We start from the raw sequence: 24,010 nt of genomic DNA, 5'->3' as shown, positions 1-24,010 counted from the left end.
AACTATAGGTTTTGACAGCGTTTCCAACAACCGTAATTTTTTATTTAATCAATAGGATTTTTTTATAAAAGTTGCACTTTTTTAATACAAAAAAGTGAGGAAAAACTTCCCCACTCCTGCTGCGTTAGCCAGCTTGATCCCTTCTTATTTCACGATATTGACCGGGTGTATATCCCTCATGTTTTTTAAATAGTCTATTAAAATAACTATTTTTATAGCCAATAGTTTCTGCAATTTCATTGATTTTCATATCTGTATGCACAAGCAGTTCCTTTGCTTTCGACAGGCGGATATTTGTTAAATAATCAATAAAATTCACCCCCACTATATCTTTAAAAACTTTACTAAGAATGGAAGGACTCAAATTCACGTGATCTGCACAGTAATCCAATGAAATATCCTCCATATACTTTTCCTGAAGTAAAGATGTCACCTTTTCAATCAATTGTTTCATCCGTTCATCCTGTTTACGGGATAGCTGTTCGAGTAGCGGCAATATGACCTCATGTTTAAACCACCCTTCCACTTCGTCAGGCTCACGAATCTGACCGAGTTGCTCATATAGATTAGCTCCGTCAAAAACAGTGTTTGGAATCAGGCCGGATTGCATTTCAACTTCCACAATTCTTCCTAATAATTGATACATCCCCTGTTTCATAAAAGCTTCATTAACATTAGAAAGGGTTTGGACAAACGTATGCAAATGCATCATTGTATCCTGCTCCATTCTTAGACGGATGGCGTGAACAATTTCCTTTTCTACATCAAACGGATACTCGAAATGAATAGACTTATCCAATAGATCTAAGTTTTCAATTTCAATAATTTGATTTCTCTCTTGCAGATTTCGGAAGCTAAGTGATATTTTTGTCTCCTCAAAAATATTCGGAATGGCTTTTACTGAATCTGTCATTCTTCCAATACAAATTGACACATCCATTTGGGTTGTAAGGTTGATTCCACTTATGACCTGATGATTTAATTCATTGATATTCTCTGTCACTTCACTTTTGTCCATGTGTTTCGGAATAAACAGCAATATACATAGAGAGAGGTCATGAAAATTAATCACACTACTATCTAAATTGATTTCCTGTAATACCTCTTCTACAATATTTGCAGCCATAAATGTCAGCAGACCTTCTTCATCTTTTTTCGTATCCTCCAATTTTCCGTATCCAAATAACTGGATGAAAATCGGCAAATATCTCGTCTCTTCTGCCTTCCACCCAAACTTTTGCATACGCTCCTTCAAATCCGATTCACGTAACGAGTAAAGATATCCATGAATAAGCTGCAAAAGAAATCCTTCCCGCATAAGGGGCAGCTGTGTTTCTAATTGTGTTTTTAATGCACGGCTTTCCTTTGAGAGATTGTTCCATCTTTCTTCAATTAATTCAAACTCATTACAAACGTTGGAATGGGACTGTTCATATTTAGGGTCATTCAATTTCTGGAGTAACTGAGCAAGTGGTGAATAAAGCCGTTTAGAAACAATAATTGATAAAATAATAGCAATAAATAATATACCTAGACTTACTCCAATCATCCATTTTGATACGATGAGAACAGGTGCTGTTATGCTTGATAATGGTGCAGCTGATGCATAAATCCACGTATTGCCTAATCGGGTAAAGGTTTCATATGTGACAGAATAAGTAGATTGTTTCCATTCAAACAAAAATGTTTCCGTTGTATGTTTATGAGTTTTTACTTCATTCAGGATAGCTTGATCCATCTCTTCTGGTTCCATTCTGCTGCTGTTACCAAACAACCATTGTCCCTTGTCTGTTAATAAGAATGCCGTTCCTTCTTCATAAGGAGCACGCAATAAATTGGCCATTTTTTCTTTGTTTAACGAAACAATAATAGCTCCATAAGGTTGATCAATACCGCTTGGTATTTTGTGTACCAGCCTTAAAGGAGAATATTCCTGATCTTCACTTTTTCTCCAATAAAGTGTTCGTTCTCCTTTAACAAAATCATCAAAAGCATCAATTTGCTCAGCTTGTACTAAATGCCTGTATCTATCTTTTGTGAATACGATAGGTGTTGGTTTGTTAATATATAATTCCACTCGATCAATAAGGTGGTTTGATCCCTCCATAATCAAAAGAGATTGATATAATTCATGAATCTCTTTATATTTATTAGCCAGATCTATTTCTTGGTAATTTTCTTTAAAGCTGGAGTCTACCGCCCAATGGGCCACTAATTCTTCAACATATGAAAACTGTTCTTCGATTGTTTTCATTGTGCTATATAAATGATTTTCATGAATTTCCTTTAATTCTCCCTCAATATGTGCTCTACTAATAACAAACATGACAAAGCCAATAATCATTCCTGGTAAACTAGCTAGAATTAATAATGTAATTAAATTCTTCTGATAATAGCTTCTTGATCGAAAATGAATAAACTGATACAACATCCCCTTCAATTTCTTCAATGCTCAATCCCCCTCGAGTATGTAATCGCTTACACAAACAATAGTGTATCACATAATCAGAATTTTCTTAATATAAAAAAGAGAGGTTTTCCATACACAAAGTAGTGAAAACCTCTCTCGATTCATTATCTTTCTTTATAAGATTGATTCATTTCTTCTGTTAGCTTGATAAAGTTTTGATCAGCCTTAAGGTCATTCACAAATGTGTCCCACGCACTTAGCGGCTCTCGTCCTAAAATAATTTTCGTTTTTAAATCCATTATTTTTTTTGTTAATTCCGGTAAGTATGTTTGTCCTGTTTCAGAGTACAACCCTATGCTCACATCTGCAACACTGCTTTTTGCTCTTTCATCTTGAACTTCTGCATAAAACTTCTGTACTTCTTCCGGGAATGTAGGTTTTACTGTACTAGCATATGGATCAGATACATACAAAATTTGATTAAAGTCTGCTACTGCATCCTCCACCATTTTTTCTGTATCAACAACAACTTCACCATTTTCAACCTTATGGTGGACTCCTTCTATTCCTTGTTTATGAAGTGAAAACACATCTTCTTCCACCCAACGGTCTAACACCGCTAATATTTTCTTCATTTTTTCTTCTGGAACACTTTTTGGTATAGCGTTTATTCCTGCGAATCCAGGTCCTTTTGGATTATAACTATTAACACTTGTAAGCGGGTATAGATTCATAAAATCAAAGTCTTTTACAATCTTAGAAAGCGGATCATACGTTTCTTGCATAGCACCTGTTTTTTGACTTATCATCCCGGCTTTGTTGGCTTGGAACATTTCCTTCACTTGTGAAATTTGCAAAGAAGCAAAGTCCTCTGGAATTAATTTTTCTTTATAAGCATTTGCCAAGAATTCAAGTGCTTCTTTCATTTCTGGTAGAGTTGCTGTATGAACAAGTTCACCATTTACCTCTTTCCAATCTCCTGTAGCACCTGTAAAGATTCCTTCAAAATTCACTAAGCTCCCCATACCAATTGGGTCAATTTGACCTGCTACCCCAATTGTATCATCTTTTCCATTTTGATCCGGATCTCCATAAGTAAATGCCTTCATTACTTCATACAACTCATCTGATGTCTTCGGAACATCTAATCCTACATGATCCAGCCAATCTTTTCGTAGAATTAAAAATGTTTCTCCATCAGTTGGTCTTGGTCGAGGTATTCCAAAATTTCCTCCATTCATTTTCGTTAAATCCCAAGCAATTGGATCGATCGTTTTATTTAGATTTGGGTAATCTTTAATATATGGTGAAACATCCCAAAATGCCCCTTGCTCAGCAGCTTTTCGAAACACCGGATTGAATGGATCAGGAATTAACATCAAATCAGGCAAGTCACCAGATGCCAGCATAACATTCAATTTATCAGTATAGTTATTGGCTGAAACCCATTCAATGTTTAACTTAGAATTTGTAGCTTTCTCAATCTCTTTTTTTACCGCGCTATCATTAGATGGCGGTGTTGGATTAAAAAAATGACTCATAACACGGATCTCAGTAGGACCATCCCCACCACTTTCTTCAGTTGATGATTTTTCACCTGAGCATGCTGATAAAATCATTGAGAATACCAATGTAAGTACTAAAAGCAAATAAGCCTTTCTTTTTCCCATCCTTTTTCTCCCCTTATTATTTTTTTATGAATAAGATTTTAGTAATAAAATCTAGTTCACTCCTTAATCGAACCAATCATTACCCCTTTGGCAAAATGCTTTTGTAAAAATGGATATACCAGTAAAATTGGTGCAATTGCGATAATAACAGCCGCCATTTTCAATGTTTGACTTGGCGGGGGCTGAACCAGAGGATCAACATCGCCTAGACTACTGGTGGAAGCGTCAATCAGCATATTTTGCAGTAAAACCTGAATTGGCCATTTGCTAGAATCATTTAAATAAAGTAAAGCATTAAAATATTGATTCCAATACGCTACTGCGAAGAATAAACCAAATGCGGCAATCGCCGGAAGTGATAGTGGCAGAACAATCTTAAAAAATGCTGTTATTTCATTACATCCATCAATTGTCGCTGCTTCTACCAATGTTTCGGGAATGGAATCAAAAAATCCTTTCATCAAAATAACATACCAGCCACTTGATAACGATACTAAGATGACAGACCAAATATTATTTAATAATCCTAGCTCTTTTACAAGTAGATAATTCGGGATAATCCCCGGATTAAAAAGAATCGTAAATAAAATGAATAGTAGAATAAATCTTCTTCCACGAAATCTTTTTCGTGATAGAGCATAAGCCAACGTGGATGTAATGAGTAAGCTACAAAATGTACCTACAACTGCTAGAAATGTACTAACTCCAATTGAGTTAAGAAATGCATCGGTTGATAACAAATATTTATAGGAAGCTAAAGACCAATTTTCCGGAAAAAGCACAAGGTTCTTTTGGATATACTCTGTTGGATCTGTAAATGAAACAACAAAAACATAATAAATTGGAAATAGACTAATTAAAGCCACGATACCTAGAATGACGATATTACATACATTAAAAACCCGGTCTCCCCTCGATACCTTCATCTTAAACACCCCCTCTAATAAATACCTTCTTCTCCAAATTTCTTTGCTAAACGATTTGCACCAACAACCAATATCAGTCCAACAATAGATTTGAATAATCCGATAGCTGTACTGTAACTGAATTGTCCTTGTTGAATACCAACTCTATACACAAACGTATCAAACACTTCCGCTACCTCTGCTACAGCTCCGTTATACATAAGGAAAACTTGTTCAAATCCTACCTCCATAATGTCACCTAATCTTAAAATAAGAAGAATCAAGATAACATTTCGGATTGCAGGCAAGGTCACATGCCAAATTTGCTGTAATCGATTCGCTCCATCCATTTTTGCCGCTTCATAAAGCTGTGTATTTACTCCCGCAATCGCTGCTAAGAAAATAATGGTCCCCCAACCAACTTCCTTCCATATCGATTGAGAGGTTAACATCAACCAAAATGTATTGGGATTCGTCAAAAATTGAACTTTTTCAAAGCCTAAAAAGACAAGAATCTGATTAATTAGTCCTTCTGACTGGGATAACATCATAAATGTCAAGGTCGCAATAATAACCCATGAAAGAAAATGAGGTAAATAGATAATCGATTGCACGGTTCTCTTGTAAAATTGACTTCTTAATTCATTCAGCATGATCGCTAAAATAATCGGTAATGGAAAAAATAATAGTAGATTTAAGAAGCTAATCGCCAATGTATTCCGAAATATTAACCAAAAATCCGGATTAGCAAACAATGCTTGAAAATGTTTAAACCCAACCCAGTTGCTCTCAGCAAAGCCCAGATAAGGTGAATAATCCTGAAAAGCGATGGCAATCCCGAGCATTGGTACGTACTTAAATACAAGGAAATAAAGAATGCCTGGTAATGCAAGGAGGTATAAATACTTATCTTTTGCTATGATTCTATAGAGACTTTTTATTTTCGCCTCCTTTTTGTAAACGGTTACTTTTTGTTGTATCTCAATTTCTCTTTCCACTTTGACACCTTCCTTCTTTTTAAACTTGTTTGATTAATCTAAAGGTATTTCACCCTTGCATTTCCTGCAATGACACTTTTTATTTATCAGGTGATTTTTATCGATTGCACTTTTTCTATTTCATTGACTTTTTTTGAGAAAGCTAGTGTTTGTAAGGGGTGAGGCGGGATTGGGCAATTAGGTTCGCTATAGAATATTAGCCGGTAAACATTGTAAATGACATTTTCTAATACAAAGTAATTGGCATGTTGATATAGAAAACTTCCACAGCGGGTCCTTGCATCAACTAAGTTCGTTTGTTTGTCAACATGATTAAAACCGCCAGAAAATATATCTGACGGTCTCTCTTTCAGGAAACGTTAATAAGGTAAAAGTTACCTCATCACTTTTAAAAATTTACGCTTACCAACTTGCACAACTAATTCGTCTGTCAGTGTAATCTGCATTGAAACATCTTCTATCCTTTTACCATTTAGCTTAACACCCCTATTATCAATCATTCTTCGCGCTTCGCTTTTAGAATGTAGTAGCTTTAGTTCAACAAGTAAATCCACAACTGATACTTCCTCGTTGCCCTTCCACTTAAAAACTGGAATCTCTTCAGGCATAGCTCCTTTTTGAAACACAGAAATAAACTGGCTTTCTGCTTTCTCAGCCGCTTCTATCCCGTGGTACATACGCACGATCGTTTTAGCAAGCAGCATTTTTGCATCTCTTGGATGTAAAATTTCATTATCAAGCTCTTCCTTCAATATGTTGATTTGAGCTGGTGTAAAATCAGTTACAAGTTCAAAGTACTTGATCATTAATTCATCAGGAATTGACATGGATTTTCCGTACATTTCTTGTGGACTTTCATCAATTCCGATGTAATTTTTCTTGGATTTTGACATTTTTTCTACACCATCAAGTCCTTCTAACAAAGGCATTAATAAGGCTACTTGCTTTTCTTTACCAAACTTCTCTTGGAAATGTCTACCCATCAAAATGTTAAAATGCTGATCTGTCCCGCCTAGTTCAATATCATTTTCTAAAACAACAGAATCATAACCTTGCATTAATGGGTAAAAGAATTCGTGCAGAGATATTGGTTTATTAAATGCAATTCTTTCTTCAAAATCATCTCTTTCTAAAAGTCTCGCTACCGTAATTTTTCCAGCAAGTTGAATAACATCCTCGAAATTTAGTTGAGACAACCATTTAGAATTATAGTGCAATTCAACCTTTTCCATATCGATAACTTTTGCAAATTGCTCAAAGTATGTTTTAGCGTTATGTTTTACTTCTTCCTGTCAACTGCTTTCTAGCAATAGATTTTCCTGTTGGGTCACCTATTTTTCCGGTAAAATCCCCGATAATGAGTTGAATAATATGTCCATTCTCTTGAAATTGTCTCATTTTGTTTAATACAACAGTATGACCAAGGTGAACATCAGGGGCTGATGGATCTAATCCTAATTTGATTTTTAATGGTCGTTTTTCAACAATTGACTTCGCAATTTTAGCTTCTAATTCTTCCGTTGGGATAATTTCCTGTACACCCTGACTGTATATCTCAAGCTGCCTTTTTACTTCTACTGTTTGTGCCTCAGTTAATTTCATCCGGATCTCTCCTCAGTTTTTAATATAAAAAAACCACATCCCTAAAAAAAGGGACGTGGTTGACTTGTTCACGCGGTACCACCCTTGTTGAAGAATCATGTTCTTCCGCTTACTGGATAACGGTTTGACCGTTCTTTGCTGAAATTTTAACAACAAAGAAAGCTCAAGGAATGTAATTCGTGTTATCTTTGTATCGATTCACACCTACCATCGACTCTCTGTAAACAGGGAGATAACGACTACTTCTTTTCCTATCTTCGCTTGTACTTTATTAAAATTTATTTTCCCTAATGACTCTTCTTAGTAAGTTTGCAATTGATACTTGTTCTGACACACTTAAACTGGAAACAATGTCAACTTCACCTGTATGGAAGCGTGGGTACAGCTCTTCTATCACTTTCTTCCCTTTTTCAGTCAACAAGACAAAGGTATTTCTTCTGTCTTTGTCATCAACTTTCCGGTAGCAAAGTTCTTTTCGTTCCAATGTATTTGTTATGTTACTTATTGTAGCTTTTGACACACCTGCTGATTCAGCAAGTTTTTTTGTTTCAAGAGAGCCCCATATCCATAAATCATAAAGAATCGAAAATGAAGTCCAAGAAAGTCCATATTCTGAAAGTACTTCCTGCTCCATTTTATTCTTTAACCCTTGTGCTATTCTATAGATATTCGTTACAACAGCAACTGCATCCAAATTAAGTGAATCTATTGGTAACTTTGTTAACGAGCTGATTGTATCGACCTCTTCTTGAAGCAATTCTCCATCTCTATTATATATATGAATAAAATCTCACCTACTTTGAATCATAATCGTTAGCTATGAAACGATTTTAACGGAAAATATTTAATAGTGCAAGGTCAAATATACAAAGAACCCCCAATACTAATTGTACGGGGGGTTTCAGCCATTTTCAGTTTATATTGCTTGTGGCTTTATGTTCTGAAACAACGATGGCCTGCTCTTGTGCAAGCAAACACAATTCAGCAGCTTTAAAGGCATGAGCCTGAGTCATCGCTGTTTCTGTTCGGTTCATACAATCCAGGATGAGTTGCCCGAAGAATGGATATCCGACTTTGCCGGTAACGTTAAAATATTGTTCTCCGCCTTTATTGACTAAGTACACATGATTTCCACTTTGTTCTCTTGCAAGATCAACATATTTGCGAATCTCAATTGTTCCTTCTGTTCCGATAATAAACGTTCTTCCGTCTCCCCATGTACTTAATCCATCAGGTGTGAACCAATCTACTCGGAAGTAATTTGTGGCCCCATTATCACCAACAAGTGTGGCATCACCATAATCCTCTAACTCAGGAAATTCACTATTATGATAGTTTGCTATTTTACTATGCAGGACTTTCGCATCCTGACAGCCAGCATAGTACAAAAACTGTTCGATTTGATGACTGCCTATATCACATAGTATCCCACCATATTGCTCTTTCTTAAAAAACCACTCAGGTCGGCTCGGTGCATTTAAGCGGTGTGGCCCAAATCCGGTAACTTGAATTACTTGACCAATGGCACCTTCCTCAATGAGATCACCAGCAAATACAGCCCCTTCAACATGGAGACGTTCACTGTAATACACCATATACTTTTGTCCGGTCTGCGCAACCACTTTCTTTGCCTCTTCCAATTGTTCCAGGGAAGTAAATGGTGCTTTGTCTGTAAAGTAATCCTTACCTGCTTTCATCACTTGAATTCCAAGTTCACTACGTTTTGATGGAATCGCTGCTCCTGCGACAAGTTTAACCTCTGTATCAGTTAATATTTTCTCTAAAGATTCAGCAGGCTTTACTTCTGGAAATGCTTTAACAAACTGAGCTACTTTTTCTGGATCAGGGTCATATACCCATTTCAATGTGGCACCTGCTTCTACTAGTCCATTACACATCCCATAAATATGACCATGATCAAGACATGCAGCAGCAAATTGAAATTGCCCTTTTTCTACGACAGGATTTGGTTTTCCTTTTGGGGCATAGTTCATTCCATCCTTTGACATCAATAAATCCCCTCTCTTAATGTGTTCCCGACACATCTAAAGTCATTTTAGTTACGTTCTTTTTTCTGAAAGTAGATTGGCTTATTTTTTCTTGCAGTTTTTCATGATAAAGCTCTGGATTAATTGGCAATTCAACCGGCTCATTTAACCATGATGATAAATAAATTGCATTTGAAATTTCCAGCCCTTTAATTCCTTCTTCACCAGGTGCTAATAATGGGGTATCTTTTGTAATTGAATCAATCCAGTTTTGAATAATTCCCTGATGCTCTGTTGCTTTTCCCTCAATAGGTATATCAATTGTCCAGCATTCAGGACTTCCAAATCCACCTTTATATGTTGCATTAAATTCACGTTCTGATTGAGTTAAGCGATAAAAGGATAGTTTATTATTTTCGACAACCATTTTTCCGCGATCACCGACAATTTCAAAACGGTTTGTGCCAGGCGCTTCACCTGTTGAAGTAATGAAAACACCTGTTGCACCATTTTCATATTCAACGTATGCTGTAATATCATCTTCAACTTCTATATCGTGGTATTTACCATTATGGCAAAAGGCATGGACTTTCTTTGGCATCAATCCTGTTGTCCACTGCCATAAGTCCAGTTGGTGTGGCGCCTGATTTAATAATACGCCGCCTCCTTCACCTTCCCAAGTTGCGCGCCATTCACTTGAATCGTAATAGCTTTGAGAGCGGTACCAATCTGTGATAATCCAATTGGTACGTTTAATTTCACCTAATTCTCCAGCTTTAATTAGACTGCGCAATTTTTGATATATCGGGTTTGTCCGTTGATTGTACATGATACTAAAGACTTTTCCGCTTTCTTTAGCTGCAATGTTCATCTCAGCCACATCTTTTGTATATACACCTGCAGGTTTTTCAATAAGTACATGTATTCCCTTGGAGAATGCCTTTATTGCTAAATTTGGATGATCATAATGCGGTGTTGAAATAAGAATAGCATCTATTCCTGATTCATTTAAAAATGTATCTTCATCAAGATATGTTTGTACATGACCAGATGCGTACCGAGATATCATATCAAGCTGTTCTTGATTTTGATCACATATTGCTGACAGAGTTGCTCCATTAATTTTCCCGTCTACTAAAAGCTTTGCGTGTGAACTTCCCATATTTCCAATGCCAATAATCCCTACTTTAATTAATGTCATCTTTCCACCTCAAACCCTCTCATTTTATTTTACTAGTCATTTCCCGTAAGTTTCTTAAACTAATTTCCAAGCTTTCTAATGGAGGACGTTCACATATGTCCTGTTCTACTGCATACCATTCAACACCATTTTCTTCACCCCATTGCAAAATCGGGCTAAAATCAATTACACCTGTTCCTACTTCAGCAAATGTTTGACGATCATCATTTGTCATATCTTTTAAATGGATAATCGGCATCCGATTTGCATATGGTGTGAGATATTCTAATGGTTCCTTACCAGCCTTTTTAACCCAATACACATCAACTTCTGCTAGGATATTGTTTCCATTTTGCGGGTCAAGAAGATAGCTAAGGCCATCCTGCCCATCAATTTCTATATCAAATTCGAATGCATGATTATGATAGGAAATGCGATATTGTGGTGCTTCATTTGCGACTTGGTTTAATCTTCTTTTTATTTCCTTAAAACCCTCTGCATGTTGTAATTCTTTTGGAATAAATGGAAGGATAATATCTTTAGTTCCATAAAGGTCTGCTTCTTTTACTACACCTTCAAGGTCATTTGTTAAACGATCTAATGAGATATGCATTCCTGCAGCTTGCAAATTGTTTTCTTTTAAGGCAAAAGCTACTTCATGCTTGTCATATCCTTCAGGCAAAGCTGAAATTTGTACTCCAGCCCATCCCATATTTTTTAGTTTTTTAAATAACGGATGTATCCCTTCTTTTATCTCTTCTCGCAAAGTAAATAATTGTGCAGCAAATTTATGTTCCATACCTAACCACTTCCTTTATTGAGGATTTAATCGCATATTTCGGTATTCTTTTGCGGTTATGCCCGCTTTTTCACGAAAATAACGGCTAAAATGTGTGGGGCTTTCAAAACCAGATTCATACGCAACATCTTTTAACGGTTTAAGCGGTTCCATTTCAAGCAAATATTTTGCCTGGGTAAGCCTGCATTCCATTACAAATTCCATTATCGTATAGCCTGTCATTGTCTTAAATACTTTCGCGACATAGGATCTACTTAAATTCAACTCATCTGCAACACTCTGTAATGTAATCTTTTTCATGAAATGCTGTTGAAGATAATTTGCAATGTTTTCGGCATGCAATGTTTTATCTTCTTTTTGATTTGGAATTTCAATCGAACTCATCCTTCCTAAACGATGTACAATGGTCAAAGCATGAAGCAACAGTATTTTCATCTCAGTCTCGTCATGTAAGGTGGGTTTTCCAGCTGTTCTGTATAAATTAGCTAATCGATTAAAAACCCTCTCTAATTCCTTTGATTCCTCATTTTCATTGGTCCGAATTAAGCAATTATGCAAAGTTTGAAATGTTTCCAGTAGATACATACTCCCCATTTCCATAAGAAGATTTTTAATCCAAACTGGAGAAAACTGAATCACACTTCGAACATACTCCCTTGTTGGCTTAACATTTGGTTTATGCAATGTTAACCCATCCATAACAATAATGTCACCAGGCTCTAGATCATAAATTTGATTATGAATTAAATACCTTCATTCTCCTCCATGAAAAAAATAAATTTCATAATCTTGATGAGAATGATAATTAAAGGGGTGCTCCCCATTCCATTTGTTTCGATAGCTAGCAGATAGCATCTCTTCCTAAAACCTCCAATGGAACTATCCTTATTATAGTGAAATCTCACGGTTCATTCATCGTCTCATATTATCTAGTTTTCTTTTAAAATTATCTGAGAGTCTTTTCATATACTTTACTATTTAAACATTTTCATGAAAATCCCTCTAAAAAAGGCAAGAAAAAATCTTGGCATTGAATAGAAGTTCCAAGTTCGTTATTTCTATATCATTTTCATCATCCATAATTTGTCACTTGTTAGGAAACGTTTTCCAATGTTATTAATGACAATATTAAACTATATTTCTTTGATAAGAGAGAGAGGACGTAATAATGAAGGTTGGCGATGAAGTTATTTATGAATCTAAACGGTATAAGATTGTGCACATTTACGACAGCGGGTATTGTGAAATTAAGAAAGAGGATAGTAGTTATGAGGTTTTGCTGGTAAAGTTATTAGAGCTTAAAAAATAATCAAAATTGCTTGTCATATGAAATTTTGGATCTATATACATACCTACTAGATTATGGGGAAAAATATAAGCGTTAAATTAAACCTAGGTGGTTAAATTATGTATGTTTTGTATGTAAATTTTGATTTAGCAAAAGGTATTTGGTATCCAATCGTTCTTACTATTTTACTGATTCTTATTATCCTTATTTCACCAAAGAAGCTTTCAAAACAGGAGTTTTATGTCACGTTTGGTGTTATTGGATATGTTGTATGGATGGTGGATATAACACTTGCAGCTCCCTTCGATATATTCGATATTGGGACTAAACGTAATGGCCTTCCAGAATTATTGTTATTTGGACTTATCCCATCTTGCATAGCCATTATTTTTTTAAACTTTTATCAATCAACTTCAAAGAAAAAAGCACTAATAATCCTGTTTATCATTTCATCATTTATTCTTGAGTGGTTAGCCGAAATAACCGGAATAATGACTTCGAAAATCTGGCATGCTTACTATTCAATTCCAATTTTTACAGTTGTTTTTTACTTCGCTTTACCTTGGCATTTAAAATTTATTAGAACAGGGGATTATTCTAATAAATGATGGCTTATCTATCCAAACCTCAGTTCCGTATGTTAATCGGATCTGAGGCTTCCTGCCATTAATAGTATGAATGCTCTATTTAGGAACATCATTTTCATTTATTAGTGAAATTGACGATTTTCCTCCTCTAGAAACTGCTGAAAGATATTTAGAGTTCGAGTAGGATGATTCGTAAGTAATTCAATATAATGACGTTGACGGTGAAGATCAAGGGCTCTGCTTTTTTCCACTCTTTCCTTCATATAAGAAATGCTGACTTTTTGAATTTCTTTCATGGAATATCTTACTTCTTTTTGAAAAGCAAATCCTAACGCTCCAATTGCGGCAAATATGAGCGTAGAAATAAACATTTCCTGGCTAAAAGGTGTAAAGAAAACCAAACTAAGTAAATTCAGAATAGAGATAGGGATAATGAGAACAGCTAAGAACGAGTATTTTCTCGTTTTTTTCATAATTGGCAATGTTAACTTTTGAATTTCTTCTATTTCCCTTTCTACATATCTAGGAATATTCGTAAACATTTTCATTTGTAATCCTCCTCTTAACGTAAAAATGGCCTATACACTTGGTATGGCCATTTTTATATACACAAATAGACCTGTACCATATTGGTAAGGTCTCGCTAACAACATATGCTGCCAGCAAAGCCGAGAGTTTTGGACACTCCGTAATGACGACCTTGCTGTAAAAGCTACTCCCCTTAAAAAAGGATGTTATTTTATTAGTTAAACTAGTGAACTATATGTTTATTTTAAATCATTCCTAGATATTGGTCAACTTTCTTTTCTCTCATTTTCCTGCTATTAGCCTTTCAAGATATTGAAATGATACGAATCACACATTATTTTCTTTTGATGATTCTCGAATGATAAGCTGGGTATTGATAATCTTCCCTTTTCCTTTCCCTTTTCCATTCATAATACGATCAATCGTCCTCATTACCTCATTTACTAAGACATCATAATTATGATTAACGCTAGTTAAACTTGGGTATACGATGTCTGACGGGTAAATATCATCAAAGCCAACAAAAGAAAAGGTATCAATAGAAATATTTTGATCTCTGCACTCCTTGTAAGCTCCGTATATGACAAGATCATTCATACCAATAATTGCACTAGGCAGTGAGTTTCTTTCTAACAATTTTTTCATCGCTTTCCTACCAGATTCGACTGAAAAATCAGAATATATTTGCCAGTCTTCGTTAAATTCTAAATGATACTCTTTTAAAACACGTTTAAAAATCGCAAGTTTATGATCTGATGAAGATATCCCTTTCATACCACCTATCAGAGCCATTTTAGTATGTCCCAGTGTTACTAAATGCTCCACAATCGAACGAATTCCTTCTTCTTCATTTGATCGAATATTTACTGAGTTTACCCCTGTCATTTTACCATTTACCATAATAATCGGAACTTTACTTAACACATCCTGCATTTCATTAATCTCGTCATCTGAAGGATTGGTCTTATTAATACGTCCTCCCATGAACACAATACATGCTGCTCTTCTTTCGGTAAATTCACGCAGATGTGTGGATTCAACTTCACTATTACTCATTGAGTTCCTTAATAACAAAGTGTAACCCTTTTCAAATGCCCTTTTCTCTACTTCCAAATAGATTTGTGAAAAGAATGGATTTGTAATATCAGGTAGGATGAATCCTATTAAATTTGCTTGTGGTTTCGTTAGTCTTCTTGCAGCCTCATTAGGTGAAAAATCAAGTTCTTTCATTTTTTCAAGTACCTTCTGTCTCGTACTTTCCTTTACTAACGGATTATTCGTTAAAACTCTTGAAACAGTTGTAGGTGATACATTTGCTTCTTTTGCAATATCATAAATTGTTATATTTTTTTTAGTCATTATTATACCTCACTCTTGAAACCGATTGCATTACCAATATAAGCCCTTTATATTCCCTTGTCAATCAATTTCAAATTGAAGATAAAGGCAACTGCCTATTCGTCTATTTTAACTATTATTAATTGTTTTATCGACATCAACAACAGGCTTTCCACCATAATCTTCCCCGTCTTTCAAAATAAATGGGTCAGCCCACTCCCCCTTAATAATAGGATCTTGCGTTATCATCTCCATCTTTCTTCCTCCAGTTTTTATTGAGGTACGTTTTACATAATCGGTCGTATTCCGATTTTGTGACAGGCAACACTGATCCATGTCGTGGAGTTATAGGCATTGAAAATTCTTTAGGCATATTCCACTTGCCGGAAGTAAGATCGGTTGTTTCCAGTGGTAGATATCCTCTGAGACCATACTCATCAATAAAAAGATACCACTTTTCCTCTACATTTGATTTAAAAACGATCGGTCCTTCCCCGCGGTTCATGAATTCATTCTCAACATTATCGTTTATTAATTTAAACTTCCCATCCAAAAAAGAACTTCCAGATTCCTGTACAATATGCTTTCCTTTACTAAAACGAAACATTTGTCCTTTATGCTCAATTACTGTTGTGTCAATAATTGAGCATCCATAATCTATGAAAACTTGAGGCTTTGTAAATGTTGTAAAATCTTTTGTTTTTACATAGAGCATTTTATGATATCCTTTTGAACCATTTATTGGCTCTTTGTCTGGGAGCATAGATGCCCAAAAGATCAGGTATTCACTTGAAGATTTATCGTAATGGATTTCTGGTGCCCATGTGCATCCTGCTTCTGGCGGTGCTATTTCGACCATCCTTTGATTAGACCATTCTATTAAATTAGTAGATTCCCAGATCATGATATTCCTGCTGCCTTCCGTAACAGCTCTTTGCCAATCCCCATTTCCATGTATCCTTAAATCAGTTGCTATCAAATAAAATTTATCACCATCTGATGAACGAAAAAGATATGGATCCCTTACTCCCTTCTCACCTAATGAGGATGTCAAAACTGGTTTTCCATTATTTAATTCTTGCCAATCTAAAGGGTTATTTCCTTTACTTAAAGCAAAATAAATTTGCTCCCCATCCGCAGTTTCTTCACCTGTAAAGTAACTAAATAAATATCCTGCAAACTCTGTTTGATTTTGCATTATTTTCATCATCCAATCCTTTGTATTGACGATTACTCAAAATTTTCACTTTCTGATAGTGAAAAAAAAGAAAGAGCCAAAGCTCTCAAAGTGTAGACAAAGTAAAATTGCTAGCCCCTCAGACTGATTGCTAACGCTTGCCTTTCGAGGCACGAAGCCTTGTGAGGAGCGGAGTTACCGGTGTTGGTAATGAGCACCGCAGCAAGGTGAGTAACGAAGAAAGCGAGCGTTTGTCAACAGTCTGAGAGCCAAAGCTCTTTCTATATTCTACTAATCATAAACTCGAACTCTATCTCTTTATCCGCTTGAATAAGATGTTCATCATGTACCGGAGCTCCCCAGCTGTCATCTCCACCAACTCCCATCTGCTTTCCTGCAACCGTTACGACTGTATAGTGCACATTTGGAAGCTCATAGTGATGTGCAGCATTTTCAAGTTCAAACGCCGTATATGGTGAGAAATTACATTGTAATGGATCTGTTAATGACTTAATTTTTATCCCCTGGCTATTGTTGTTTGTTAATTTAGCCCAGCGAACTCCTGTCTTGTTACCAGACTCTTGGGGTACAACATATCCTTTGTTGTTTTTGACTTGAGATTTATAAATCCCCAACTTTGCACCGTTATTGCGGTCTGAATAGTTCTCTTCCGGCCCCATAGCATACACTTCAACCTGATCATAATCTGCAGATACCTTAAAGGAAACAGCGAATATCGGCATTTGCGGGAGATTTTCTGCTCCAGAGTAAGTAGATTTCACTCGTAAACTTCCATCTGAATGGACAGTATAGGCAATTTTCACCTTCATATCGGGTGAGATAGAGAACTTATAGGTAAAACCAACCGTGACCTTATCGTTTTCTGTTTCCAGTTCAATGCCGATACATTTTCTTGCCATACTTGCAGTTAACCAGCATCCTGATTGGAAGCTTTGCTTATATCCTTTATCATTATCTGTTTGTGCTCTCCAGAATAATGGTGAAGGAGACTGTTCAATCATTTCTTTCCCTGCATAATTAATAGAAATTAAGCTTCCGACTTGCTTAGAAAACATGATGATGAAGTCTTTACCATGAACACCAATATTTACATCACCATTCACAACTCTTAATTTGTCTTTTGATATACCATCCTTTTCATTTATCAACTGACCTTCATGGAAGATAAACTGTCCAAAAGCAATTTCATATCCCGCTTCAGCCCAAAGGGTATTCTCCTTTAACTTCAATGAAGTTTGAATACAATATTCTCCGGCTGCCTCTACACTCCCCTCCGGTAAGTCAAATGCAATTTGCTGCTTACTCTGTGGCGCTACATCTACATGAATGATTTCTTGGAACTTCTCTTCTCCTTCAAGTACAAGCTTATACTCTAGTTCATAGTCCTTGGTTCTACTAAATAGATTGTTATTATGAATCATTACACCATCCCTATTTGGGACTAGTTTAATATTTTGATATAAAAACTTCACTTCCTGCATTTTCGGCGATAGCTCTCGATTTGCATAAACAATTCCGTTCGTACAAAAACCATAATCTGTCGGGCGGTCTCCAAAATCTCCGCCATACGCTAAAAATTCTTGTCCGTAACGATCTTTCTTTAGTAAAGATTGATCAATATAGTCCCAAATAAAACCACCTTGATACATCGGATATTTCTCCTCAAGATCGCTATACTTATACATACCGCCAAGCGAATTCCCCATAGCATGCATATATTCACAGCTAATATAGGGCTTTTCGGGCTGATTTTTCAAATAGTTCTCAATATCCGCCGGTTTTGCATACATACGACTTTCCATATCACTTGTATCATTATAAGCTCGATTATGGAAAACTCCCTCGTAGTGAACTAGACGACTTGGATCAACAGATTTAAAGTATTTTGAAACATTTAAGATGACTTCACCTGCATAAGATTCATTTCCACACGACCAAATGAGAATAGAAGGGTGGTTTTTATCTCTTTCGTACATAGAGATCGCTCTGTCCATCACGATGTCCTGCCACTCCAGATTATTTCCCGGGACGTTCCATGAAGGCTCAACCGCCCCCATTTTTTGCCATGATCCATGTGTTTCGAGATTCATTTCATCTATAACATATACACCATATTCATCACACAGCTCATACCAATAGCTTTGATTCGGATAATGAGATGTTCGAACTGCGTTGATATTATGTTGCTTTAGTGTCTTAATATCCCATAGCATATCTTCCTTTGTGATGGCGCGACCACTTCGACAGTTAAACTCATGTCGATTTACACCTTTGAACACAATGCGTTCACCATTAATGCACATGATTTTGTCAATAAGCTCAAATCTTCTAAAACCAACCTTTTGGGGTATGACCTCCACCAGAGCACCGTGTTCATTATATACAGCTATATATAGTTTGTATAAATAAGGATTTTCAGCATTCCATAACGTTGGGCTATCAAGTTCTAATGAGAAAGATTGGTTCATTCCACTTATTCGACAATTCGAAGAAGCAACCACATCATTATCTTTATCATGCAATTTCACTACAATCGTTGAACCTTCAGGAACAGAAGATAAAAACTTAAGATCTGCCTGAACAATTCCCTTCGTAAAAGAAGCATCAAGTTCTGCACGAACATGTAAATCATATACGTGGATCTCAGGAACAGTATAAAGATACACATCTCGGAAAATACCGGAAAATCTCCAAAAATCCTGATCCTCAAGCCAACTACCGGTACTACGTTGATAGACTTCCACCGCTAGTTTATTCTCACCTTCCACTAGATAAGGAGAGAGATCAAATTCAGCAGGTGTAAAGGAATCTTCACTGTAGCCGATAAATTCACCATTTAACCAAACGTAAAAAGCTGACTCCACACCTTGAAAAGAGATAAATACCGGTTTATTTTGCATATTTTTCGGTACATGAAAATACTTTACATAGCTTCCAACCGGATTATGATCCTTTGGAATTTCAGGTGGTCGGATATCATTGTGGCCGTCCCAAGGATACATTGTGTTCACATATTGCGGCTGACCATGCCCCTGCAGTTGAATATGTCCGGGTACATGAATATCGCCCCACCCAGCACAATCGAAATCATGCTTATAAAAATGTTCCGGTCTCATTTGAGGATTAACTGAATAGTGAAATTTCCAACTTCCATTTAGATCATATCTCAACTTCATTTCAGCCGAAGCTTGAGCCTCCTGCTTTGTTTCATAAAAATGGTGATCCGAATGGGCTGGTAATCTATTTACTGCAAATACATTAAGATCTGAAAGCCAGCTAATACTAGGGGTTATTTTTTTATTTACACTAGTTGTTGTCATGGATATCTCTACACTCCTTTTCTCATTGAAACCTATTTTGGGTAGCAGTGAGTTTATATCATTATGAAACCGGTACCATTATGTTTAAAATTTTTTTACTAACTTTCTATTAAGATATTATTTTCTTAACCTTAAATACTTTGAAGTGAAAATTAAATCAAAAACTAAAATGAAACTGGTTCCATTCCACTTTCAAAAAAAAGAATGTCTATACCCTACCTCCCACCTATTGAAAGCACTTTCATAAACTAATCTTATTTTACCTTTATTTAAAGATAGGTGTCAATTAATTTCATTTCGATTCTTTTTTTGCATGCTGCCTTCATTACAGTTCAGGAAATTCTCTTCTCGGTAAAGTAAGATGAGACCCCTTTAATGTCTCACCTCACCACCTTTTTCTTGCATACTAACTATAAATAGACTTCTTTTAGGAATCTATTAGTAATAGCTAAACTTTATTGATAGGCTATGGTTTATAACAGTGATTCAGCACCATCAACAAAGATTTCCGTTCCTGTTATATGGTTTGAAGCATCAGAGAACAAAAACTGAACTAGATCTGCAACTTGTTCCGGTTTTGCAGCTTTATGTTCAAGCGGCTGGCTGCCTTCAGGGTAAACGATCGGTATTTTTATCTTTTCCAGATTTTCTTTTTCAGGAAACGTATTTTGACCGATATTGGTTTCTACAGCACCAGGGCAAATGATATTCACACGAATTTTGTACTTGGCAAGCTCTAATGCTGCCATTTTTCCAAACGCTACTTGAGCCGCTTTTGATGAACTATATGCAGACATACCAAATCCTGTAAACTTCCTGTTTCCATTAATTGAGCTAGTAATGACAACACTTCCACCATTGTTCTTTAAATGTGGAATTGAGTATTTTACTGTTAAGAATGTACTTTTTAAATTTGTTGTTATCGTTTGATCCCATTCCTCTGGGGATAAATCTTCAATTGGTGCAACCGTTCCATTAATTCCGGCATTTGCAAAGACAAAATCTAATCGATTCCATTTTTCATAAATTTCTTTTACACTTTGTTCGACTCTTTTAGGATCAGATACATCAGTATCAGTTATGATTGCTTTTCCACCTTCTACTTCAATATCATGTTTAACTTTTTCAAGCTTTTCCTCTTTTAAATCAACAAGACCAAGTTTTACTCCTTCTTTCGCAAGGCGCATAGCAGTAGCACGTCCTATACCAGATCCTGCTCCAGTTATGAGAGCAACTTTGTTTTGAAGTGACATATTAGCATCTCCTTTTTTTACATTTTTAAAATTAATTTACCCATTTTGGGTATTAAGTATGTAAGAAAAGGAAAAAATATAAACTTTTAATATGGCTGTTTTCGCATACTTTGTTGTTTTTAATGCAATTTAAGGTGTAAATTAATTCGTTCCATAGCGAAAACAGCCTTTAAGATAAACATTATGAACTAGGCATAAGTGAAATACCGCTAAATAAGGTTTTCATCGGTATATCATTCATTTGCCTAATCTTTTATCCAGATCTTTTGAACTGATAGAAAGTATTTGACATCCTTCTTATTTAGCAACTAACGTAACGATTGAACGAGGAGGAATGGAAACTGCTTTTTTTGCCGGGATTAAGTTTTTCTCCTCTAAATCATCGTTTTCAGATGTAACATATGGTTTGAATTGGACCGCTTTCTTTTTCCCAGGAAGATGATCAACATTCACTTTTACTGACTTTTCTTCATTACTGTAATTAACAAACACAACAGATAGCTGATCGTCTTCTTCATGATAATACGCGGAGCCCATTAGTTCCTCTTGATCATTTGCTCCTTGTAAATCAACTCGGTAGGCACCTGGTCGAACAAAGCGGCTGTAGTTCCCCATTGCCCAAAGTAATTTTGACTCAATGATCGACTCCTCATCACCAGGCTGAGAATAATCTGTATAAATCAAGCCATCCTTATAATCATAATTTGACATTGCCAGCCACCATTGCCAAGCTGAGGCTTGAGTTTCGACCATATCAAAATGAATTAACCTTGCTACATCAAGTGCAGTCTTCATTGTTAAATCTCTTCCAGGTCCATTACTTCCCAAAATACAATATTCAGACATCCAAAATTTAATATCTTGACCATACTGATTTAGATTTTCCCTTACAGATTTCCTTAAAGGAACAAGACGGTCTTCACCAGAATAATGATCTGACCAATACGCATGTGCACTAATTTTACTTCCGATTATCTCCTTTATCTCTGGGTCTCCCAGCATTTCTTTAATATATTCACGGTACTTTCCAGGATAACTACCATTTGCATTTCCACTATTGTATACAGAATCACCGCCTGTAAATTTCTGATACATCTCATCATCAAGAAGGGATGTATACTCTACGGCTTCAGTAGCATCAATTTCTGTATCAAGTCCTCTCTCTTCAAGTTCAGCGTGTAACGCCAATAGTACTTCTTTTATATCTTCAATGTTATAACGATTGCCTTCCTGACCAGCATAATCCCAATTCCATGTTGGTTCATTAATAGGACTAATATAGTTGAATGGCAAATTTTGTTCTTCAAAGTGCTCCAATACATCTGCAAGGAATACCGCAAAATCATCAACTGATTCTTCTTTTAAATTCGTGCTCCCTACAGAAGGATCAGGTTGAGCGTGGCCATTTTTTGTCATCCATACAGGTGGGCTGTTTACAAACGCAATAAATTCCTCCACACCTCTTTCTTTTGCTGCATTTAGAAACCATTGCTGTCCAGCTTGTTTAGACCAATCATATGGCTCATTTTCGCCTGATTTAAAACTCTCGGCTCTTCTCCACGGGTCTGTAATGATTTCCTTATCTGTTTCTTCACTTCCAGCGCCTATGTTAAAGCGCCACATAGATAAGCCAATTCCTTTTTCCGTTGAAAATAGCAAATCGGCAATCTGTTTCTTATTTTCCTCAGACCATTCAGAGCCTATTTTATCAAAGGACCAAGCACCTGAAGCTCCAAATCCATCAATTTCTTGGTATTTGTTATCTACATTAATCGTTATTTCTTGGGTATTTTCCTTTTTTTTCGTAGACATATTGTTTTCCTTTGCTTTGATATTTGTTGGTACAAGTGTGAACATTAATAGAGATATAGATAATATACAGAATCTTGAAACTGCCTTTTTATTAAGTAACATAACTCTGCCTACCCCCTGCTTACATATTTATGATTTGGGACGAGGGACCTGTCCCCATGGTCCAATTACGTTAAAGCTATTTTCGGTTTCTTCTATTTCGTAGATTTTTGCACGGGATTCTGGGGTGCTGAAGGGATGATGCAGGATGAGCTTCCAGGTGTCTTCAAATGTTTTGAAGAGCATGCCGTGTCCACTGTCTCCTTTGACTAAAGGTTCTAGTTGTTCCCATGGACCTTCCAGTTTACCAGTCTGAGATCTTGCAATTGTTTGGACATATCCTTCATCGTTATAACTTGACCAGAGCATACATAAGTGACCGCCTTTTGTTCGATATAATTGACATCCATCAGATACGTACACTAGGGGCTTTACATTAGGCTTTTGTTCCGCATTTATCCATGGGGCATCTGAAGCTTTAAATAGATGTTTTGGTTCACCATCTGCTGCAGATAAATCAGGCTTTAACGGGATAGCTTCAAAAGTACCATCCAGTACTTGAATCCATTCGTGACAATAGACCATCCATGGTTTTCCATTCTCATCCTCATACAAGGTTCCATCTAAAGTCATAAAGTTTCTAGGTGGCACCGGTCCATCCTTTTTTATTAAATGGAATGGACCTTCTGGAGAATCTGATACTGCAATACTCGTTCCGCGAAGATGATTCGTTTTCCAAACCTCTGGTGGCTCTGCTAATATGGTATCTCTGTTATGAAGGGTAACGAATAAATAATATTTACCTTTGTATTGATGGACTTCCGGAGCCCATGTTCCATGCTTTGGATGTGCCCATATCCCATCAGGAACCTCAAAAATCACAAAAGGTCCCTCCCAATCTAGTAAATCCTTACTCTTGTAAACTAACACCCCATTTCTATCTAAATCTGTTAATTCAGGAATTCCTGTTGTATATAAATAATAGGTATTTGTTTCTTTATGTGATAAGACAAATGGGTCATGTGCAGGAATATCGCTTAGGCTAAAGCCCTTCCTAGGATTGGTTGTATCAGATGCAGCATTATAGGGCATTCG

At 36.1% G+C, this 24,010-nt stretch carries 18 protein-coding genes, 1 pseudogene and 1 other annotated feature; of the genes and pseudogenes, 1 reads left to right on the top strand and 18 read right to left on the bottom strand.

What is annotated here, in order from left to right:
- Positions 1–124: 124 nt before the first annotated feature.
- The 10 genes and pseudogenes from HWV59_RS07880 to HWV59_RS07835 form a co-directional block, all read right to left on the bottom strand.
- A complete protein-coding gene (locus HWV59_RS07880) occupies positions 125–2,449 on the bottom strand; it encodes a helix-turn-helix transcriptional regulator (protein ID WP_175638523.1) in 2,325 nt (774 codons plus the stop codon).
- 125 nt (positions 2,450–2,574) lie between these two features.
- Entirely contained in the window at positions 2,575–4,080 is a 1,506-nt protein-coding gene (locus tag HWV59_RS07875) for an extracellular solute-binding protein (protein WP_175638522.1), read from the bottom strand.
- A 56-nt stretch (positions 4,081–4,136) separates the two neighbouring features.
- Entirely contained in the window at positions 4,137–5,006 is an 870-nt protein-coding gene (locus HWV59_RS07870) for a carbohydrate ABC transporter permease (RefSeq protein ID WP_102230079.1), read from the bottom strand.
- Positions 5,007–5,020: 14 nt separating this feature from the next.
- Positions 5,021–5,983, bottom strand: coding sequence for an ABC transporter permease (locus tag HWV59_RS07865; protein ID WP_235991690.1), 963 nt, complete (start codon positions 5,981–5,983; stop codon positions 5,021–5,023).
- Between the two features lie 374 nt (positions 5,984–6,357).
- Positions 6,358–7,585: pseudogene (tyrS, locus tag HWV59_RS07860) on the bottom strand (tyrosine--tRNA ligase).
- A gap of 46 nt (positions 7,586–7,631) precedes the next feature.
- Positions 7,632–7,852 (bottom strand) — a binding site (T-box leader).
- A 4-nt stretch (positions 7,853–7,856) separates the two neighbouring features.
- On the bottom strand, positions 7,857–8,342 hold the full coding sequence (locus tag HWV59_RS07855; RefSeq protein ID WP_321197538.1) for a MarR family transcriptional regulator: 486 nt from the start codon (positions 8,340–8,342) through the stop codon (positions 7,857–7,859).
- Positions 8,343–8,496: 154 nt separating this feature from the next.
- On the bottom strand, positions 8,497–9,594 hold the full coding sequence (locus HWV59_RS07850; RefSeq protein WP_175638521.1) for a Gfo/Idh/MocA family protein: 1,098 nt from the start codon (positions 9,592–9,594) through the stop codon (positions 8,497–8,499).
- 16 nt (positions 9,595–9,610) lie between these two features.
- Positions 9,611–10,774, bottom strand: coding sequence for a Gfo/Idh/MocA family protein (locus HWV59_RS07845; RefSeq protein ID WP_175638520.1), 1,164 nt, complete (start codon positions 10,772–10,774; stop codon positions 9,611–9,613).
- A gap of 19 nt (positions 10,775–10,793) precedes the next feature.
- Positions 10,794–11,552: a sugar phosphate isomerase/epimerase family protein gene (locus HWV59_RS07840; protein WP_102230074.1), complete on the bottom strand. Its 759-nt coding sequence runs from the start codon at positions 11,550–11,552 to the stop codon at positions 10,794–10,796.
- 15 nt (positions 11,553–11,567) lie between these two features.
- Positions 11,568–12,236, bottom strand: a complete 669-nt coding sequence (locus HWV59_RS07835; protein WP_175638519.1) for a helix-turn-helix transcriptional regulator — start codon at positions 12,234–12,236, stop codon at positions 11,568–11,570.
- 723 nt (positions 12,237–12,959) lie between these two features.
- On the opposite strand from HWV59_RS07835, the gene HWV59_RS07830 reads away from it, so the two are divergent.
- Complete coding sequence (locus tag HWV59_RS07830) at positions 12,960–13,448, top strand: hypothetical protein (RefSeq protein ID WP_102230072.1); 489 nt, start codon at positions 12,960–12,962, stop codon at positions 13,446–13,448.
- Positions 13,449–13,549: 101 nt separating this feature from the next.
- Here the strand turns inward: HWV59_RS07830 and HWV59_RS07825 are convergent, their stop codons facing one another.
- The 8 genes from HWV59_RS07825 to HWV59_RS07795 form a co-directional block, all read right to left on the bottom strand.
- Positions 13,550–13,975, bottom strand: coding sequence for a DUF5392 family protein (locus tag HWV59_RS07825; RefSeq protein WP_102230071.1), 426 nt, complete (start codon positions 13,973–13,975; stop codon positions 13,550–13,552).
- Between the two features lie 307 nt (positions 13,976–14,282).
- A complete protein-coding gene (locus tag HWV59_RS07820) occupies positions 14,283–15,314 on the bottom strand; it encodes a LacI family DNA-binding transcriptional regulator (RefSeq protein WP_102230070.1) in 1,032 nt (343 codons plus the stop codon).
- Positions 15,315–15,422: 108 nt separating this feature from the next.
- Positions 15,423–15,548: a hypothetical protein gene (locus HWV59_RS27275; RefSeq protein WP_268921760.1), complete on the bottom strand. Its 126-nt coding sequence runs from the start codon at positions 15,546–15,548 to the stop codon at positions 15,423–15,425.
- On the bottom strand, positions 15,517–16,491 hold the full coding sequence (locus tag HWV59_RS07815) for a glycoside hydrolase family 43 protein (RefSeq protein ID WP_175638518.1): 975 nt from the start codon (positions 16,489–16,491) through the stop codon (positions 15,517–15,519). The genes HWV59_RS27275 and HWV59_RS07815 overlap by 32 nt, the downstream gene beginning before the upstream one ends.
- 260 nt (positions 16,492–16,751) lie before the next feature.
- Positions 16,752–19,811 carry a glycoside hydrolase family 2 TIM barrel-domain containing protein gene (locus HWV59_RS07810; protein WP_175638517.1) on the bottom strand — a complete coding sequence of 1,020 codons (3,060 nt, stop codon included), beginning with the start codon at positions 19,809–19,811 and terminating at the stop codon, positions 16,752–16,754.
- A gap of 473 nt (positions 19,812–20,284) precedes the next feature.
- A complete protein-coding gene (locus HWV59_RS07805; protein ID WP_175638516.1) occupies positions 20,285–21,064 on the bottom strand; it encodes an SDR family oxidoreductase in 780 nt (259 codons plus the stop codon).
- Positions 21,065–21,361: 297 nt separating this feature from the next.
- Entirely contained in the window at positions 21,362–22,978 is a 1,617-nt protein-coding gene (locus HWV59_RS07800; protein ID WP_235991689.1) for a glycoside hydrolase, read from the bottom strand.
- A 27-nt stretch (positions 22,979–23,005) separates the two neighbouring features.
- Complete coding sequence (locus HWV59_RS07795; protein ID WP_175638515.1) at positions 23,006–24,007, bottom strand: glycoside hydrolase family 43 protein; 1,002 nt, start codon at positions 24,005–24,007, stop codon at positions 23,006–23,008.
- Positions 24,008–24,010: the final 3 nt, after the last annotated feature.

The sequence above is a fragment of the Metabacillus schmidteae genome (assembly GCF_903166545.1).
In the GTDB taxonomy this organism is placed as follows: Bacteria; Bacillota; Bacilli; order Bacillales; family Bacillaceae; genus Metabacillus; species Metabacillus schmidteae.
The sequence above is the reverse complement of the archived record's forward strand: the minus strand, read 5'-3'. Positions and strand labels throughout refer to the sequence as shown.

Bases quoted from the DNA above. Each gene is read 5' to 3' on its own strand.
- HWV59_RS07820 (WP_102230070.1), bottom strand. From the start codon at position 15,314: ATGACTAAAAAAAATATAACAATTTATGATATTGCAAAAGAAGCAAAT.
- HWV59_RS07850 (WP_175638521.1), bottom strand. From the start codon at position 9,594: ATGTCAAAGGATGGAATGAACTATGCCCCAAAAGGAAAACCAAATCCT.
- HWV59_RS07810 (WP_175638517.1), bottom strand. From the start codon at position 19,811: ATGACAACAACTAGTGTAAATAAAAAAATAACCCCTAGTATTAGCTGG.
- HWV59_RS07815 (WP_175638518.1), bottom strand. From the start codon at position 16,491: ATGCAAAATCAAACAGAGTTTGCAGGATATTTATTTAGTTACTTTACA.
- HWV59_RS07825 (WP_102230071.1), bottom strand. From the start codon at position 13,975: ATGAAAATGTTTACGAATATTCCTAGATATGTAGAAAGGGAAATAGAA.
- HWV59_RS07800 (WP_235991689.1), bottom strand. From the start codon at position 22,978: ATGTTACTTAATAAAAAGGCAGTTTCAAGATTCTGTATATTATCTATA.
- HWV59_RS07795 (WP_175638515.1), bottom strand. From the start codon at position 24,007: ATGCCCTATAATGCTGCATCTGATACAACCAATCCTAGGAAGGGCTTT.
- HWV59_RS07875 (WP_175638522.1), bottom strand. From the start codon at position 4,080: ATGGGAAAAAGAAAGGCTTATTTGCTTTTAGTACTTACATTGGTATTC.
- HWV59_RS07805 (WP_175638516.1), bottom strand. From the start codon at position 21,064: ATGTCACTTCAAAACAAAGTTGCTCTCATAACTGGAGCAGGATCTGGT.
- HWV59_RS07840 (WP_102230074.1), bottom strand. From the start codon at position 11,552: ATGGAACATAAATTTGCTGCACAATTATTTACTTTGCGAGAAGAGATA.
- HWV59_RS27275 (WP_268921760.1), bottom strand. From the start codon at position 15,548: ATGGAGATGATAACGCAAGATCCTATTATTAAGGGGGAGTGGGCTGAC.
- HWV59_RS07845 (WP_175638520.1), bottom strand. From the start codon at position 10,774: ATGACATTAATTAAAGTAGGGATTATTGGCATTGGAAATATGGGAAGT.
- HWV59_RS07830 (WP_102230072.1), top strand. From the start codon at position 12,960: ATGTATGTTTTGTATGTAAATTTTGATTTAGCAAAAGGTATTTGGTAT.
- HWV59_RS07870 (WP_102230079.1), bottom strand. From the start codon at position 5,006: ATGAAGGTATCGAGGGGAGACCGGGTTTTTAATGTATGTAATATCGTC.